This window comes from Corallococcus sp. AB030 (assembly GCF_003668965.1).
GTDB lineage: Bacteria > Myxococcota > Myxococcia > Myxococcales > Myxococcaceae > Corallococcus > Corallococcus exiguus.
Genome location: NZ_RAWQ01000084.1, coordinates 1 through 15,841, shown reverse-complemented (window position 1 = coordinate 15,841; position 15,841 = coordinate 1). Strand labels below are relative to the sequence as shown.

Annotated in this window: 6 protein-coding genes; 2 read left to right on the top strand and 4 right to left on the bottom strand. The window is 69.7% G+C overall.

Annotation, left to right across the window (positions count from 1 at the left end; genetic code table 11):
- Positions 1–13 precede the first annotated feature (13 nt).
- Positions 14–1,465 carry an LVIVD repeat-containing protein gene (locus D7Y15_RS20545; protein ID WP_158624535.1) on the bottom strand — a complete coding sequence of 484 codons (1,452 nt, stop codon included), beginning with the start codon at positions 1,463–1,465 and terminating at the stop codon, positions 14–16.
- A gap of 183 nt (positions 1,466–1,648) precedes the next feature.
- Between D7Y15_RS20545 and D7Y15_RS20540 the strand changes: the two genes are divergently transcribed.
- Positions 1,649–5,236, top strand: a complete 3,588-nt coding sequence (locus D7Y15_RS20540; RefSeq protein WP_120580166.1) for a PD40 domain-containing protein — start codon at positions 1,649–1,651, stop codon at positions 5,234–5,236.
- A gap of 45 nt (positions 5,237–5,281) precedes the next feature.
- Here the strand turns inward: D7Y15_RS20540 and D7Y15_RS20535 are convergent, their stop codons facing one another.
- Positions 5,282–5,755: a hypothetical protein gene (locus tag D7Y15_RS20535; RefSeq protein ID WP_233597370.1), complete on the bottom strand. Its 474-nt coding sequence runs from the start codon at positions 5,753–5,755 to the stop codon at positions 5,282–5,284.
- A gap of 346 nt (positions 5,756–6,101) precedes the next feature.
- Between D7Y15_RS20535 and D7Y15_RS20530 the strand changes: the two genes are divergently transcribed.
- Positions 6,102–7,925 carry a CotH kinase family protein gene (locus D7Y15_RS20530; RefSeq protein ID WP_121753670.1) on the top strand — a complete coding sequence of 608 codons (1,824 nt, stop codon included), beginning with the start codon at positions 6,102–6,104 and terminating at the stop codon, positions 7,923–7,925.
- Positions 7,926–7,928: 3 nt separating this feature from the next.
- On the opposite strand, the gene pbpC is transcribed toward D7Y15_RS20530, so the two are convergent.
- Positions 7,929–10,289 (bottom strand): penicillin-binding protein 1C, encoded by a 2,361-nt coding sequence (pbpC, locus tag D7Y15_RS20525; RefSeq protein WP_121753669.1) that lies wholly within the window; start codon positions 10,287–10,289, stop codon positions 7,929–7,931.
- 5 nt (positions 10,290–10,294) lie between these two features.
- Positions 10,295–15,841, bottom strand: a 5,547-nt coding sequence (locus tag D7Y15_RS20520) for an Ig-like domain-containing alpha-2-macroglobulin family protein (RefSeq protein WP_121753668.1), incomplete at its 5' end; no start/stop codon positions are given.

The window sequence follows — 15,841 nt, the reverse complement described above, 5'->3', positions numbered from 1 at the left end:
CACAGCCTTGGCGTCACGGGGTGTGGCGGAAGATGAGCAGCCCGCGCGTCGTGTCCCACCCATACACCAGCCCGTCCGCGACATGAACGCCCTGCAGGCCGTCGAAGTAGCTCTTGCCACGGCCCGCGTCGGTCTCGTTCCAGGTGTTGAAGTACCCGGCGGCCTTCGGCGTCCCCAGCGTGGACACGTCGTACACCCGCAGGCCGTCCTGGTAGTTGGCCACGTAGAGCGTGGTGCCCGACAGGGTCATGCCGCCCAGCGTCGCCTCGAGCCGCAGCGGCAACTCACCGCGCTGCACGATGGCCTCCGGGTTCGTGGCATCCAACGCCAGGATGGAGGAGCCCCACGCGTCCGAGCCCTGGTAGACGACCGCGGTGTCCCCCAGCTTGCCCACCGCCAGGGCGCTGGTGGAGGGCCCGCCGAAGCGGCCCAGGATCTTGGGCAACTTCGCCGTCGTCGCCAGGGGCGCGAGGTCCGTCACCGTGATGCCGTAGCTCCAGTTGCTCACGTACAGGCGGTTGTCCTGCACCGCCAGGGCATAGGGGTACTCGCTCAGGTCGGGCGAGGAGCCCTCCACCGTGTAGCGCACCACGAGGGTCGGCGCGGACGGCTGGGTCACGTCCAGGATGATGATGTCCGACTTGGGCAGGGGCGACGCCACGTAGAGCAGGTTGCCGGCCTTCGCCAGGCCGTCCACGCGCACCGTCAGGTCCCCCAGCACCGTCTTGTCGCAGGTGGGGACCTCCGGGTTGGCGAGGCTGCAGATGCGGATGCCCTTCGCGTAGGTGCCCAGGTAGAGCGTCGTGCCGTTGACGAGCGCGTTGGTGAACGTCTCCGAGGGAATCTTCTGCTCGGACACCAGCGTCGGGTTCGCGGGATCCTTCACGTTGTAGACGAACAGGCCCTCGCTGCCCGCGATGACGTAGGCGTAACCGTCCGCGACCGCCACGCCGTTGGCGGCGCCGCGGGGCAGCACGCCCTGGCCCAACAGCGCCACGCGGTCGGACTCGGCCTCGCCCTCGCGACGCACGACGCGCCTGGCGGTGAAGGTGCCCTGGCTCACCGTCGCGCCGTTGCCGCACACGCGCACCACCCCCAGCACCTCGCCCGGCCCGGAGGCCTTGCAGCCGGCGAACGCGTAGCGCACCGTCGAGCCGGCCGTGCTGCCCGCCACGTCGCTGGCCAGGAAGAAGGTGTCCGGAGTGACTTGCTTCGTCGTCATCGCCAGGCCGACGAGGAGCGGCTCCCCGGGCGAGAACCGGATGGACGAAGGGCCCGAGTAGCCGTCATTCAGGTCGACGTTGACGTTCCACACGCCTTCCGCCTGAACGGCACCCAACGTCGACCTGTCACAACCGGTCAGGTCGATGGCTTCAAGCTGACACTCAGCCTTGTTATCGGAACTGTCCTTGCCACAACCGAAGGCGAGGAGCGCGGTAGCGGCGACGAGAGAGAGACGATTCATTCCCTCCTCCATACCGGGCCATCCCGACCGCCGCCAAGTCCCACGGCGTGCATAGAGGGAGAAGCGCCGGGACGTCCACCGCAACGCAAAGAAACAAAAGGACCGCTTGTGCGTTTCCGGTGGGAGAGGGAGCCTTCCGCCAGGCCCCTGATAGCCTGTCTCCTCGCCGTACCGAGGTGCTTTTTGAACCCCCGTCCGCACGTCATCGCCGTGCTGCTGGCCCTGCTCCTGCCGGAGCTCGCGCTGGCCCAGGTCTTCGTCGTTCCCCGCCGCGCGGGGAAGACGCCCGTGAACAGCTTCGAGTTCGAGTGGCGGCATATCGACATCCTCGTGGGCCCCGCCGCCACCGGCCTGGCGAAGCCCGCGGACCACACCGCGCATGAGAATCCTCCCGGCACGCAGGGCGGCGCCAATCCGCAGGCGCCCACCACGTCGCCCCAGACGGGCGACCCGCAGTCTCCGCCGGGCGGCCCGGAGGTCACCCCTTCCGGCAACGTGACCATGGCACCGCCGGGTGATCGGATGCCCCCGACCGATGGCATCGCGCTCGACATGGGCGCGTCCGACGCCGGCATCCCTCCGACCGTCACGGGCCTTCCCGACGGCGGAATCCCGCCCCCGGGCGTGGTGGCGCTGGTGGACGGCGGCACGGTGGGCGACGCGGGCACGCTCGCGGGCGTCACCAGCGAGGACGGCGGCGCGGTGTTCTCCGGCGCGCCGCTGATGCTGGGAGGCGGCACGGACGGCGGCTTCAAGTACACCTACGCAAAGGACCTGGGCGCGAAGACGGGCGGCGTGCGCTTCTACTTCTACGAGCGCGAGCGCGAAGTGGCCGAGCGGGCCGCGCCCATCGTCGAGGAGGCGTACCGGTACCTGGTGGATCAGTTCAAGTACGTCCCCACGGAGACGTTCCCGTACATCCTCTACAGCAGCTACGCGGAGTTCCTGCAGACGAACGTGTTCGCGGTCTCCGAGGGCACGCTGGGCGTCACCTCCACGGAGGACCTGAAGCTGTCGCTGCCGTACCTGGGCGACCACCACCTCTTCGAGGAGGTCAGCACGCACGAACTGGCGCACCAGTTCACCATCCAGAAGGTGCGCACCGTGGCCGAGCAGGCCAAGACGTTCGGCGATCCGCTGGGTGGCTATCCGCTGTGGTTCATCGAAGGTCTGGCGGAGTTCTACGCCAAGCGCGGCCTGGACCCCGAAGCCGAGATGATGGTGCGGGACCTGCTGGTGAACCCGGACCTGATGAAGGGCTATGCCTTCCTCGACTTCTTCTCCCCCGGGCCGTACGGCTACCTGTGGATCTACAAGGTCGGTCAGGCGCGCGTGGCGTTCCTGGAGGACGAGTACGGCGCGGGCATCACCCAGCGGCTCCTGGAGGAGGCACCCCGGCTGGTGGGCGGCTCGCGCGATTCCCCGTCGCTCAAGTTCGAGGAGTTGCTGGAGCGGCTGACGGGGGATGATCCCAAGCGCATCTCCGCGCGGTTCGAGAACTGGCTCAAGCGCCGGGCGTTCAAGACGTACCTGGACTCGTCGCAGACGGCGCCCGCGCTGGACTCGATAGGCGAGACGCCGGGAATCGTGACGGCGATGGCCAGCGGCCCGGACGGCAACGTGCTGGCGCTGCGCACCATCATTCCGGAGACGGGCGAGAGCCGGCTGTACCTCACGGATCCGCGCACGCCGGGCAAGACGGTGAAGGTGGTGGGCGACGGCGTGCCGGGCGTGGAGTCCCTGCACCCGGTGTCCGGCCGCAACTTCGCGCTGACCAAGGACAAGCTCGCGTTCGTGGCGGAGCGCACCGGACGCGACGTGCTGTACGTGCAGGACTACGTGCACACCTCCGAGAAGCGGGCCACGGACGTGCTGGTGCGCCGGTCGGCCGTGCGCACGGGCATTGGCACGGAGGTGGGCCTCAACGTGACGCTGGAGACGGGCGACCGGCGCGCGTACCGCGTCGACAAGCAGGGCGTGCTGGCCATCTACTCGCCGGCCTTCTCTCCGGACGGCCGCTACGTCGCGTTCATCGGCATCAACGACACGGGCCTGCGCGACGTGTACCTGGTGGACCTCACGCAGGGCGAGGACGCGAAGATCCGCAAGCTCACCGACGACGTCTTCGCCGAGCGCCAGGTCACCTGGGGCCCGTCCGGCATCATCTACACGTCCGACGCGACGTCGCACCGCAAGTACAACCTCTTCCGCATCAAGCCGGACGCGCCGGTGGGACAGTCCGAGCGCCTCACCAGCGAGGACCGCGACGAGGCGGATCCGCTGGCGCTGCCTGACGGCCGCGTGTTCTTCGTGGCCTTCAACAAGAGCAGCTCCGACCTGCACGAGCGGCTGGCGGATGGCCGCATCGTGCGCCGCACCGACCTGACGACGGGTGTCTTCGAGCCGGGCCCCGGCCCCGACGGTGGCCTGTGGATGCTCTTCCACATGAGCGGTGAGCGGAAGCCGTCCCTGCTGCGCCCGCCGCGCATGCTGTCGCTGGAGAGCCCGAAGGAGCCGGTGGCGGATCCGCCCTCCCCCATGGCGCTCAAGCCGCTCACCGACGCGCAGGCCTACAGGCCCTTCACCCGGGAGAACATCGAGCTGGGGCCCATCTTCGGCTTCGCGGGCGCGGGCGGCGGCGGCTTCGTGGGCCAGGTGTTCGCGTCCGCGTCCGACCGGCTTCGCGACCACCAGATGGTCCTGACGCTGGCGGTGTACGGCTCCTTCGAGTTGACGGACGGCCTGCTGCTCTACGTCAACGACGAGAAGCGCACCACGTGGGGCGCCGGTCTGTTCCAGTCACTGCGCTTCCGCGTGGACAAGACGTTCGACAACCTGCCGCCGGAGCAGCGGCCGTTCTTCGTGTCGTCGGAGCGTTACTTCGGCGCGTTGGGCAGCCTGCGCTACCCGCTCAGCACCTTCTTCTACGTCCAGGGCGACCTGAGCATCGGCGGCACGAAGTACTTCCTGGATGACTACAACGAGTTCTACCTGGCGTTCCCAGAGCGCAACGTGTCGAACATGGAGCTCTTGTCCGCGTGGCGCGCGGACAACCAGCACATCCGTTTCCAGACGGAGCTGAGCGGGCGCGTCGGCTACGACAGCATCAAGTACCACTACGCGACGGGGCCGCTCGCGGGCAGCTCCGTGCTGCTGGAGGCCACCGCCGGCGTGCAGCCCTTCGACGGGCAGGCGTACGGCAACCTGCGCCTGGACGCGGAGCGGTACTTCCCCATCTACGGCCGCACCAACTTCTTCGCGCGCCTGGGCGCGGGCACCACGGCGGGCGGCCGCTACGCGCGCTCCTACTACCTGTCCAGCTTCGACACCCTGCGCGGCGTGAACTTCGGCGACGAGCGGTGGCTCCTGGGCCAGCACTTCGTCTACTCCACGCTGGAGGCGCAGCTGCCCCTCAACGACATCATCCGGGTGGCCTTCCTGAGCGACCTGGAGGCCATCGCCGCGGTGGACATGGGCGGCGTGGGCGACGGCGCGAGGGACCTCTGGGACCACCGCGTGCTCAACGCCGTCGTCGGCTTCAACCTGTCGCTGGGGCCCCTGCTGCTGCGCCTGCACTTCGCGAAGCCCTTCGACATCAACGCCGCCGCGGGCATGCCCGACGAGGGCTGGGTGACGAACTTCTCCATCGGCGTCGCCGGCCTCAACGGCTTCTTCGACACCAGGGGCGACCGCAAGCCCGGCTCCTCCACGCCGGGCCCTGCGCTGATGCCGGCACTGGGCGGCGGCTACACCACGCCCCTGGTGCACTGAGGTCAGGGGCGCGCTTCCCACTTCACGGGGAAGCGCGCTCCCGTGTCAGGACTGCGCGGCGACGAGGGCGGCGTTGGCGCGAGCCAGTGGCCCCCCGTCGTTGGGGATTCGCTCGAAGTCCCCGCGCAGGGCCTTGATGGCGAACTTCTCCAAATCAATCTCCCGGCGGGTGCGCACGCCCAGCCCCCGCACCAGCACGGAGAGGGGCCCGAAGCCGGTGAGGCCATGCTGGAGGAGCAAGGCCAGGGTGATTCCGCCGAGCACTCGCCAGCCCCGGCCGGACCTGCGGCCCAGCAGCAGGCCGCCGAGCGCCAGCGCGGGGACGCCCACGACCAGGGTGCGGTGCACGTCCCATTCGTGCTCCAGCTTTTCGAGGTACCGGCTCATCTCCGAGCGGTCTCCCTGCTCCGCCATGTAGCGGACACACGACTCCACATGGGCGTCGATGCGCCGGTTCATCGTGGAAGGCGCGTGGGCGCGCACGGCATCGGTCGAGGTCTGGTTCCAGGACTCCATCATCGCTCCCTTGACGGACTTGGGCCGTCCTCCAGCCTGCTCTCAGGAAAGCTAGTTCCGGCGGTCGTGTCCGTGCACAGCGCGGCGTTCCGTGGCCTTTGCCCGGCTGCTCGCCCCAGGGGGCGATGACGCCTGCCTCCCCTGTTCTGGAGGGCAGGCGGGCAGGCCTCACGCGGTCCGGCAGAGGCTCCTGGAGAGGGCAGGCGAGCATTCCGGGGAGGGAAAGAGTTTTCCATTCGCTGGGTGATCCAGGGCCCATGCGTCGCCCCTGTGGACTTCCTTGCAGGCGACGGGCGGCTCCTTCCGCCTTCCTGGCAGGGAGGCATGGGGCTTGCTCAGCGGTAGGACGATGATGCGCCTACGACTCCTGATCAGTCTCTCGATGCTGCTGGCCGCATGCGGTGCCGGAACGTCGAATCCCGATGACCCACAGCCCTCCGTGACCGACCCCGGCATCACGGACCCCAACACACCGGACTCCGGCTCGCCCGACTCGGGCACCCCGGATGCGGGGGCTTCCGACGGCGGCTCCGTGGATGCGGGCACCGACCCCGTGGATGGCGGGAGCACGGATGCCGGCACGGATCCGCAACCTGTTCCGGAGGTGGAGCGGCCCTACACGCTGCCGAAGCTCCAGACGGCGCTGCCGGAGTACGTGCTGATCATCCCTCCGGAGGCGATGGAGAAGTTCAACACGGACCCGTGGACGGAGGAGCAGGACGCGACGTTCCAGGCGAACGGCAAGACGCTCCCGGTGAAGGTGCGGCTGCGCGGCGCCTCCGCGCGCTTCTTCAACAAGAAGAGCTGGAACGTCAGCTTCGCGGACAAGGACAAGTTCGAGGGACGCACGTCGCTCAACCTCGTCGCCGAGTACGCCGACGCGTCGATGATCGCGGAGAAGATCTCCTACGACCTGCTGGCTGCGATGCGGGTGCCGGCGTCGAAGGCGACGTTCGTGCGGCTCTCCGTGAACGGCCACTACGAGGGCGTGTTCCTGGAGGTGGAGCAGGTCAACAAGGCCTTCCTCAAGGCGAGGCAGTTCCCGGATGACGACGCGTCCATCTACCGCGCGGGATGGAAGGACACGGAGTTCAAGACGTGGAAGGTCCCCTACCAGGGCGACTGGGTGAAGAAGACGAACGAGAGCGAGCCCGACGACGCGCTGTGGGAGGTGCTGGACGTCATCAACCACACGCCGGAGCCGCAGCTGGTGGCCGCGCTGGAGAAGAACCTGGAGATCGAGTCCTACGTGCGCTCCATGGTGTTGGACGCGCTGATGTCCAACAACTACGTGGAGGACTCCGAGAGCTACTTCATGCACGACGACATCACCGGGCGCTGGCGCTACGTGCCCTGGGACTTGAACAACGTCGACGCGCGCTGGTGGCACGAGAACACCGTCGCGGACCAGTCCGCCTCCACGAAGAACATGAAGCACCCGCTGTTCAGCTTCACGCTGCTGGATGGCTGGGTGGAGAAGATGTACCAGCAGCGCAAGTTCGAGCAGGGCAGCTACCCGGGCTATCTGCCGGCGTTCTCCAACATGGGCACGCGCGTGGTGCTGAACCCCGTGCTGCGCTCCCGCCTGGAGGCGCGGCTGGACAAGGCGCTGGACGAGGTCTTCACCTCGGCTGTGATGAACCCGTACATCGACCAGCTCCATGCGTTGATCAACGCGTCCATGCAGCAGGACCCGTACATGGACTACGCGAAGTTCAGCGCGGGCAAGGCGTACATGAAGCGCTTCGTGCAGGTGCGCCGCGAGTTCGTGATGGCGGAGGTGAAGCGGCTGAAGGCGGCGCAATCCACGCTGGTGCTGGAGGCGTTCGACCCGCGCGCGGGCTGGGTGGAGGTGGCCAACCACGGCACGCAGGCCGTGTCGCTCCAGGGCATGACGCTGACCACGAACCTCCGGGTGAACCTGGCGGGCGGTGACTACGCGCCCACCATCGTGAAGGCCCCCATGGGCGCGGTGCTGGGCAACACGACGGTGGCGCCGGGCCAGACGGTGCGGCTCACGGCCGTCTCGCTGGGCATCACCTTCCCCGCCAAGGGCGAGGTGGGCCTGTTCGACGGCACGTCGGTGGTGGGCGTGAAGGACGCGCTGTTCTACGGCGAGCTGCCCGCGGGCAAGCACTACGCCCGCGGCGCGGAGGGCTGGGAGGTGCGCTGAGCCCTACTGCCGCTCGCGCACCACCAAGGTGCGGCGAGCGGTGAGGCCGCGGTCGTCGGTGACGAGGATGTCGTGCGTACCCACGCTCGGCTTCCACCACAGGCGCTCCGCGGCCTTCGCCGTTCCCAGGACGGCGCCGTCCACGAACCACGTCAGCTCCCGGTCGTGCGCGGCCTCCGCCTCCAGGGGGATCTTCTGCTCCTCCGTGTTCATGCCCGGGATGAGCAGCGCCACCTGCCCTTCCGGCGGCGAGAGGATGGTCGGCGTGTCTCGCTCGCCTCCCGCGACGCAGCCGGGTGCCAGAGGCGGCGGTTCAGGCAACTGACGCTGCTGCTCCGCGAGCCACCGCCGCAGGCTGGACGGCCAGGTCAGGTACACGCGCGACTCCGTCTTGCGCCCGTCCCGGCACCCAGGCCCCACCGCCAGCCCCGTCGTCACGTCCACCTCCACGCGGTGGTGGTACGGACACGGTGTCGTCGGCACCGCCGTGCGCACCGCGTCCACCCGCTTGCGCTGCGTGCACGCGTCCGTGGGCAGGTGCCCCGAATACGCGCAGACCTCCACGCTCACCAGGTCCTTCGGCGGCGCGGCGTCCTCCTCCTGCACCGCCGTGCCTCGCGGGCCAATGCCCTCCAGGATGTCGAACAGCAGCGGGGCCGCGTTCTCCGCTCCCACCAGGTGCACGCTCGACGCGTGGTCGAAGTTGCCCAGCCACACCACCGCCGTGTGCTTCGGACCGGAGCCCGCCGCCCACGCATCCCGGTTGCCGAAGCTCGTGCCCGTCTTCCAGTGCACCCGCGCCGGCAGTCCCGTGAGCCGCCGCCGCTCCGGGAAGTCCGGCCGGTCCCTCAACGCCAACGCCTGTCGCGTCAGCCACGACGCCCCCGGCGACACCAACGCCTGGGCCTTCTTCGGCGCCGTGTCCTGCGCCAGCACCCGCAGCGGACGCGCCTGCCCGTCCCCCGCCAGCGCCAGGTACACGCCCGTCAACTCCAGCGGCGTCAGCTCCAAGCCGCCCACCGCAGCGGACAGGCCGTAGTGCCCCGGCCGTGGATCCAAGCTGGTGACTCCCGCCTGCCGCAGTGAACCCAGGAAGCCCTCGACTCCTATCCGTTCCAGAAGCCTCACGAACGGCAGGTTGAGCGACTGTGACAGCGCGGACTCCATCCGCACCAGCCCCAGGAACCGCCCGTCGAAGTTGCGCGGCTGGTAGCCGCCGTAAGCCATGGGGATGTCCGGCACCAGCGTCTCCGGTCCCACCAGGCCCTGATCAATCCCCAGCGCATACAGCAGCGGCTTGAGCGCGGACCCCGGCGAGCGCTGCGTGGCGAAGCCGATGATCTGCCCGCCGTGCTGGGCATCGAAGAAATTGAAGTTCCCCACCAGCGCGCGCACCTCGCCCGTCTCCCGGTCCGCCACCACCGCCGCGCCGTTGTGGATGCCCTGCCGGTCCAACCGCCGGGCCGCTTCGCCCAGCGTGCGCTCCACGAAGCGCTGCGTGCCCGCGTCCAGCGTCGTCGCCAGCCACGTCTCCCCGGGCCGCTTCGCCTTGAGCCACACCGCCGCGTGCGGCGCTTCCCTCGGAAACGGCGTGAGCACGTCCGGCACCGTCGTCGCCCGCACCTCCGCCAGCACCGTGTCGGACGCGACGCCCTCCACGGCCAGCCCTCCGGACTCCAGGAGCCTCCGGGCGATGTCGTCCCGGGCCGAGCGCAGCCGGTCCTGGTTCTCCGGCGACGGGAAGCGCCGGTTCGGGTTCTGCGGCACCGCCAGCAGCGTGGCGATCTCCGCCGGGCTCAGGTGTTGGGCGGTGTGCCCGAAGTACGCGAGCGCCGCCGCCTCCACGCCCTCCACGTTGCGCCCGTAGGGCACGAACTGGAGATACGCCTCCAGCACCTCCTGCTTGGACAACCGCGCCTCCAGCTGGGCGGCGCGGAACGACTCAATCACCTTCGAGGTGAACGTGCGGGGACGGGGCTCCAGCACGCGCACCAACTGCATCGTCAACGTGGAGGCTCCCGACACCCGCCGCCCCCGGCTCAGGTTGAGACCGAGGGCGCGCAGGGCCGCGAGCGGATCCACGCCCGGGTGCTGGAAGAACCGCTTGTCCTCCAGCGCCAGGAGGGCGCGGACATAGGCCCGGTCGATGCGGTCCTTCGGCGCGGGGATGCGCCACCGCTCGTCCGGGGCGAGGAAGACGTACGCGGGCGACCCGTCCCGGTATGCCATCACCACCGAGGGGGGCGCCGCCAACCGGTCCGGCAGCGGCACCCACCAGGCCGCCACGAGGCCCGTGCCCAACAGCACGAGCCCCGCCAGCGCCACCCCTACCCACTTCCTCACGTTGAGACGCACGCGACGCATGGGGCCTAGAGCAGGTCGTCCTTCCAGGGACCCAACACCTGCACCGTGCCCGCGGCATCCCGGGCCCAGAGCGAGGAGTCGTACATCGCTTCCGCCTCCGCGGACGGCAGGGTGAAGCTGCCCGCGGTCACCGCGCGCACCGCGTAGACGAGCTTCTTCGTCTCATGGGCCTGCAGCGCGCCGAACGCCTCCATGCGGTCATCGCGCACGTTCACGTAGTCGGCGGCCCAGAGCGAATCCGCGTCCACCCAGTCCACGCTGCCGCCGCGCCCCAGGCGGGCATTTTCGATCTCCCAGCCCGCCGGCAGCCGGTCCACCAGCGCGATGTTCTGCACGCGCTCGCCCCGGGTGTTGGTCACCTCCAGCTCCACGTAGATGAGGTCCGCCAGCTTCACCGGCTGCGCCTTCATGTCCAGCGCGGTGCCGTCCAGCGAGCGCCAGGTGCGCTTGAGCGCCAGCCCCTCGCCCCCCACCTTCACCTCAGGCGTGGTGCGCACGCCCTCGCTGTTGAGGATGAGGTACACGCTGCCGCTGCCCTTCTCCTTCAGGTCCAGCGACACGCTGGCGCGCTCGCTGGCGCGGGCCAGGGACCACGTGCGATCCGACACGCGCGAGTCCTTCTCCGCGACGGGCGCCACCGTCTTGCCCGCCACCGTGAGCGTGGGCGGCGAGAAGCTGGTCGCCGTGCCCTGCAGCCGCTTGCCCAGGCCGGTGATGCCCCAGACCAGCTCCTGCGTGGAGTAGTACGCCGACGTGCGGGACGACAGCGCCGTCGCCACCATGCGCGCCAGGGGTTCCCCTTCCGGCGCGTCGCCGAAGAGGTCCTGGAAGGTGCTGAGCATCATCCCGCGACGGCGCCGGTCCGAGTAGAACGACCAGTTGTTGCGACGGTCATCGGTGACGGTGGACACGTCCGGGTTGCGCAGCTCCTTCTCGTAGCGGCGGTCGCCGGACAGCCACAGCGCGGCCTTGAGCAGGTACAGGTCCTCCTGCTCTTCGCCGCCGAGCGCGGCCTTCTTCGCCGCCGTCTCCAGCGCGCTCACCATCGCCTGCGCCCGCGCCTTGCGCCCCTTGCCCGCCACCGCGAGCACGTAGTGCATGTACGCCTCCGAGTGCTGGCCGTAGTGGTCGTCCTGCCCCACGCGGCCCTCCTTCCGGGTCAGTTCGTCACCCATCCACGCGAGCGCGCTGTCCACGCGGTCGTCCGGCACCGGGTACTTCAGCTTGCGCGCGTCCAGCAGCATGTGCGTCGCGTAGGCCGTGCCCCAGGCCATCGGCTCCGTCTGGCCCGGCCAGTACGCGAAGCCACCCGAGGCCGTCTGCATGGACAGCACCCGGTTGATGCCCGACTGGACCATGTCCTCCACCTTCGCCGTGGAGACCAGCGTCGGATCCACACGCTCCACCAGCTGGCTCACGAACAGCAGCGGGCGGGTGGAGGACGTCGTCTGCTCGATGCAGCCGTACGGGTAGCGCACCAGGTACGAGAGGTGCTGGAGCGACTTCGCGTACGGATTGTTCGTCACCCAGACGTTGGTGCGCTCCGTGGTGGGCACCCAGCCAGCGAGCAGCGCCTTCAGGTCCGTGGTGCCCTCCGCGAGTTCCACCTGCTGGATCTTGCGCTCACGGGGACCGGCGGGAGACAGCGGCACGTCCAGCTGCTCGCGTGACGTGTAGCCACCGCCCTCTACCGTCACCACCAGCCGCGCCGCGCCCACCGACTGCACCGCGCGGCCCTGGAACACGAAGGTGCGGGACTTGCCGTCCTCCAGCTTCGCGCGGCCCTCGCTCTTGCCCTTGAGCTCCAGCGGCGAGCCCACGCCCTCCGGCATCGCGAGCCCCGGCACCGCCAGCGCCTCCGCGGACAGCGACACCTTCACGTCCTGCGCCTTGCCGGACAGGTTGGTGACGAAGACCGGGATTTGGATCTCATCGTTCTGGGTGAGGAAGCGCGGCAGCGTCGTCTGGAGCACCAGCGGGTCGCGCACCAGCACCTGCGCGCTGGCCCGGCCGATCCGCTTGGCCCCCGCCGTCACCACCATCACGCGCACCGCGCCCCGGTACTGCGGCAGCTTGAAGGGCACCTTCAGCTTGCCGTTGGCGGGAACCTCCACGACGCCGCTCCACAGGGCCACGGGCTTCACCGGCTGTACGCGGCCTTCCGCGCCACCCTCGTCACCACCGGTGGAGCTGGAGTTGCCGCCCGGCGGAACCAGGAGCGCCCAGCCCACCGTCTCGTAGGTCTGGATGCCCAGCGCGCGCCGCGTGAAGATCTCCTTCAGCGGATCCGGGCTCTGGAAACGCGTGAGGGACAGGATGCCCTCGTCCACCACCGCCACGGTGGCGAAGGTGGGGCCCTCCACGCCTTCCACCGAGACGTCCACGGTGAGCGTGTCGTTGCTGCGGACCTCCTTGGGCACCGTCAGCGCGACGGCCTGGGTGAAGTCCACCGGCTCCAGCGCGATGCTGCCCACGCCGAAGGCGCGGTCGGGCATGAACGCCTGGGCGGATTCCAGGTGCGGGTCCTTCACCAGGAACGCGCTCACGTACACGTTGGGCGCGTACTCGGACGGCGTGAACGACCAGGACACCTCGCCGGGCTCCACCTGCTTCCACGCGGTGGTGAGCACGCGGTCGGTCTCCACCGTGAAGAGCACGCGGCCCCGGTAGGGCGCCTTCATCTTCACGGTGAGGGCCTCGCCCACCTTGCCCTTGGCGGGCAGCGAGATATCCAGCGCCGTGGGCTTCAGGGGACGCGGCGTCTGGTCCACGCGCGAGCCCTCGCCCCACCAGTAGTAGCGGCCCTCGCCCTCGATGGCGAGGTCCGTCTGGGTGTTGCCCGCGCGAGCGCGCACGAGGTAGCCCGCGCCGTCGCGGCCCGGCAGCACCGTGGCGGTGAAGCGGCCGTTCTCCACCTTCACCGTCGTCTCGCCCTCGCGCTGCGGGCGCAGGTAGCGCTGGTAGCGCTCGTAGCCGGATTCCTCGTCGTAGTAGTAGCCGTAGTTCTCCTCGAGCAGCTGGTACTCCAGCTGCACCGTCTTCGGCGCCTTGCCGTCGGTGAAGGGCTGGCCGTTCCAGTCCACCACCACGCCGGTCAGCGTGAAGGGCGTGGCCGCCTTCACCTTCTGCGTGTTGGCCTGCAGGCCCAGGTAGTACGCCTCCGGGTGCACCGGCACGGTGGCCTCACCGATGGTGGAGCGGCCGCTGCCGGACTCGAAGACGCTGGCCACCGCGGACAGACGCGCCGCACCCTTCATGGGGCCGGAGGCGGCCTGCGCCGGGCAGTTGAGAAGCGCATGCCCCTTGGCGTCGAGCGTGCCCTTCACCTGCCCCAGCGTGACGGGCCGGGGCGAGTTGCCGTCCTGGCGCCAGACGCCGTAGGTGTACTGGGCGTTCTGCTTGGGCTTGAAGGCCACGGACTCCAGCCGGCACGTCATCTCCACCGGGCTGCCCTCCGCGGAGCCGCCGAAGAGATACGCGGCCTCCACGCCCACTGGAATCTCCGTGCCCTGCACGTAGCCCGGCACCGTGGTGCTGGCCGTCACCTTCATGCGCTCCGGGACGAACTCCTCCACGTTCACCGCGTAGGAGGCCAGGTCGCGGTCCGCCACCTTGAGGCGCACCCAGTAGTGGCCGGTGTCCTGGAACGCCGCGAAGGCCTGGTCGAAGGCCACGAGCCCCGCCGCGTTCGTCTTCAGCGTCACCTTGCGGATTTCACGCTCGCGCGGGTCGATGACGCGCACCTCCACCGGCATGCCCACGGGCGGCGCCAGGTTGTCCTGGCCGCGCAGCACCGCGGCCACGTGCGCGGTGTCACCGGGGCGGTACACGCCGCGGTCGGACCAGATGGAAGCGCGGTACGGCTGCTCGGCGCGGTACGGCTCGCCCTGCACGTCCGAGTTGGCGATCTCCGTCTTCAGCTCGTCGTACTTGAGGTACGTCAGCTCGTCGCCCTTGCGCGCCACCAGCGCGAACGGGGCGCTGTCATCCACGCCGGGCGCGGGGACCTTCAGCTGGCAGCCCGCCTCGCCCTGCGTGGTGCAGCGGGCCACGGACTGCCCGCTCTTCTTCACCAGCGACACCTCCACGCCGGCCAGGGGCTCCGTGCTCTCCAGGCCCAGGGCCCAGACCCACACTTCGCCGGAGTCCTTGGTGCCCACTGCGGGACCGCCGCGCTTGGCCACGAGGCTCAGGTCGGTGAGCAGGATGCGGGCGGCGGCCTTGTAGTCACCGCGCTCGGCGACGATCTCCACCAGGCCGCGCGTGTTCGCGGGCACCAGCGACGCCACGTCGATGTACGTGGTCAGCAGCGCGTCCGGCGTGGACTTGAGCGGCACCGCCTTGCGCACCAGCACGTTGCTCGTCCGCTCGTCAGCGCTCTCCGAGTAGTCGCTGCCCATCCAGAAGACGAGGTTCTCCGGCGGGATGTTGCGCACCGTGAGCGTCACCTCTTCCAGGTTGAGGTGCTGCAGGGGCAGGTTGCGCCACGCGCTGCGCGGCAGGTAGCGGCCGTTGGCGTTGAAGCGCACCTGGGACTGACGCGCGGGCACGGAGAAGCCGCGCGACCAGGCGCCCATCAGCGTGCCGCCGCCCACGGAGAGCGTTCCCTCCGCGATGGAGAGCGTGTGCGGGCCGCGCTTGAAGTCACCAAAGATGCGGAAGCCGCGCCGCGACGGGGCCACGGTGAACTTCACCTTCGGCTTGAAGCGGATGGCGTCCTGGGCCACCGCGTCGCTCAGCGAGCAGCCCTTGTTGTCGTCGTTGTAGTAGTACGAGTCCCACTGCTCGTCGGTGGGGCTCGCCGGGGCGTCCGCCGCCACGTCGCGGCAGCTCACCTCGTAGAAGTGGCCGTTGGAGCCCTCCTGGAGGCTCACGTAGGTGATGTCCAGGCGCTTGCCGCCGTTCAGCAGGAGGGTGCCCGTGGCCGCGGGCGCCTGCACGGTGGAGACGCCCCCCGCCGCCGTCAGCCCCTCGCGCAGCGCGAACTGCACCGTCGCGCCGGGCTTGAGCTTCGGGTGGGTGAGCGCCACGGACAGCGAGTTGCGCGTGTCCGCGCGGGTGCTCCACTTCACGTCGCTGATGACGGCGTCACCCACGCGGAAGCTGGTGCGGGAGCGCACGGCGGCCAGGTCCACCGGGCCGGAGAAGTCCACGTTCGCCTCCACGCGGTTCTTCAGCAGGTCCATGCGCGTGGGGTAGATCTGGGCGAACTTGAAGGCGTAGGTCGTGAAGTTGTAGCGCCACTCGCGCGCGGACGAAGGCTTGATGATGCCCGCGTCGGTGTTCACCGCGTCCACGGACACCGTGTACGTCGTGCCGGCGGCGAAGCCCGTGGACGGAGTGAAGAGCAGCGACGAGGGGCCCGTCCACCGCAGGCTGCCCCCGACCTCCGGAGACACCGTGACGATGCTGCCGTCGACGCTCTCGTAGCGCGGGCGCACCGGCAGCGCGAACTCGATGACCACGCCCGTGGGCACGGCGTTCTCGCTGGCCAGTTCGTGGATGACGGGCGTGAGCTTCGCGGCCTGCACCGGAGCGGGGGTGGACGGGGA

Excerpts from the sequence above, each read along its gene's own strand:
- D7Y15_RS20545 (WP_158624535.1), bottom strand. The coding sequence starts at position 1,465 with ATGAATCGTCTCTCTCTCGTCGCCGCTACCGCGCTCCTCGCCTTCGGT.
- D7Y15_RS20535 (WP_233597370.1), bottom strand. The coding sequence starts at position 5,755 with ATGATGGAGTCCTGGAACCAGACCTCGACCGATGCCGTGCGCGCCCAC.
- D7Y15_RS20530 (WP_121753670.1), top strand. The coding sequence starts at position 6,102 with ATGATGCGCCTACGACTCCTGATCAGTCTCTCGATGCTGCTGGCCGCA.
- pbpC (WP_121753669.1), bottom strand. The coding sequence starts at position 10,289 with ATGCGTCGCGTGCGTCTCAACGTGAGGAAGTGGGTAGGGGTGGCGCTG.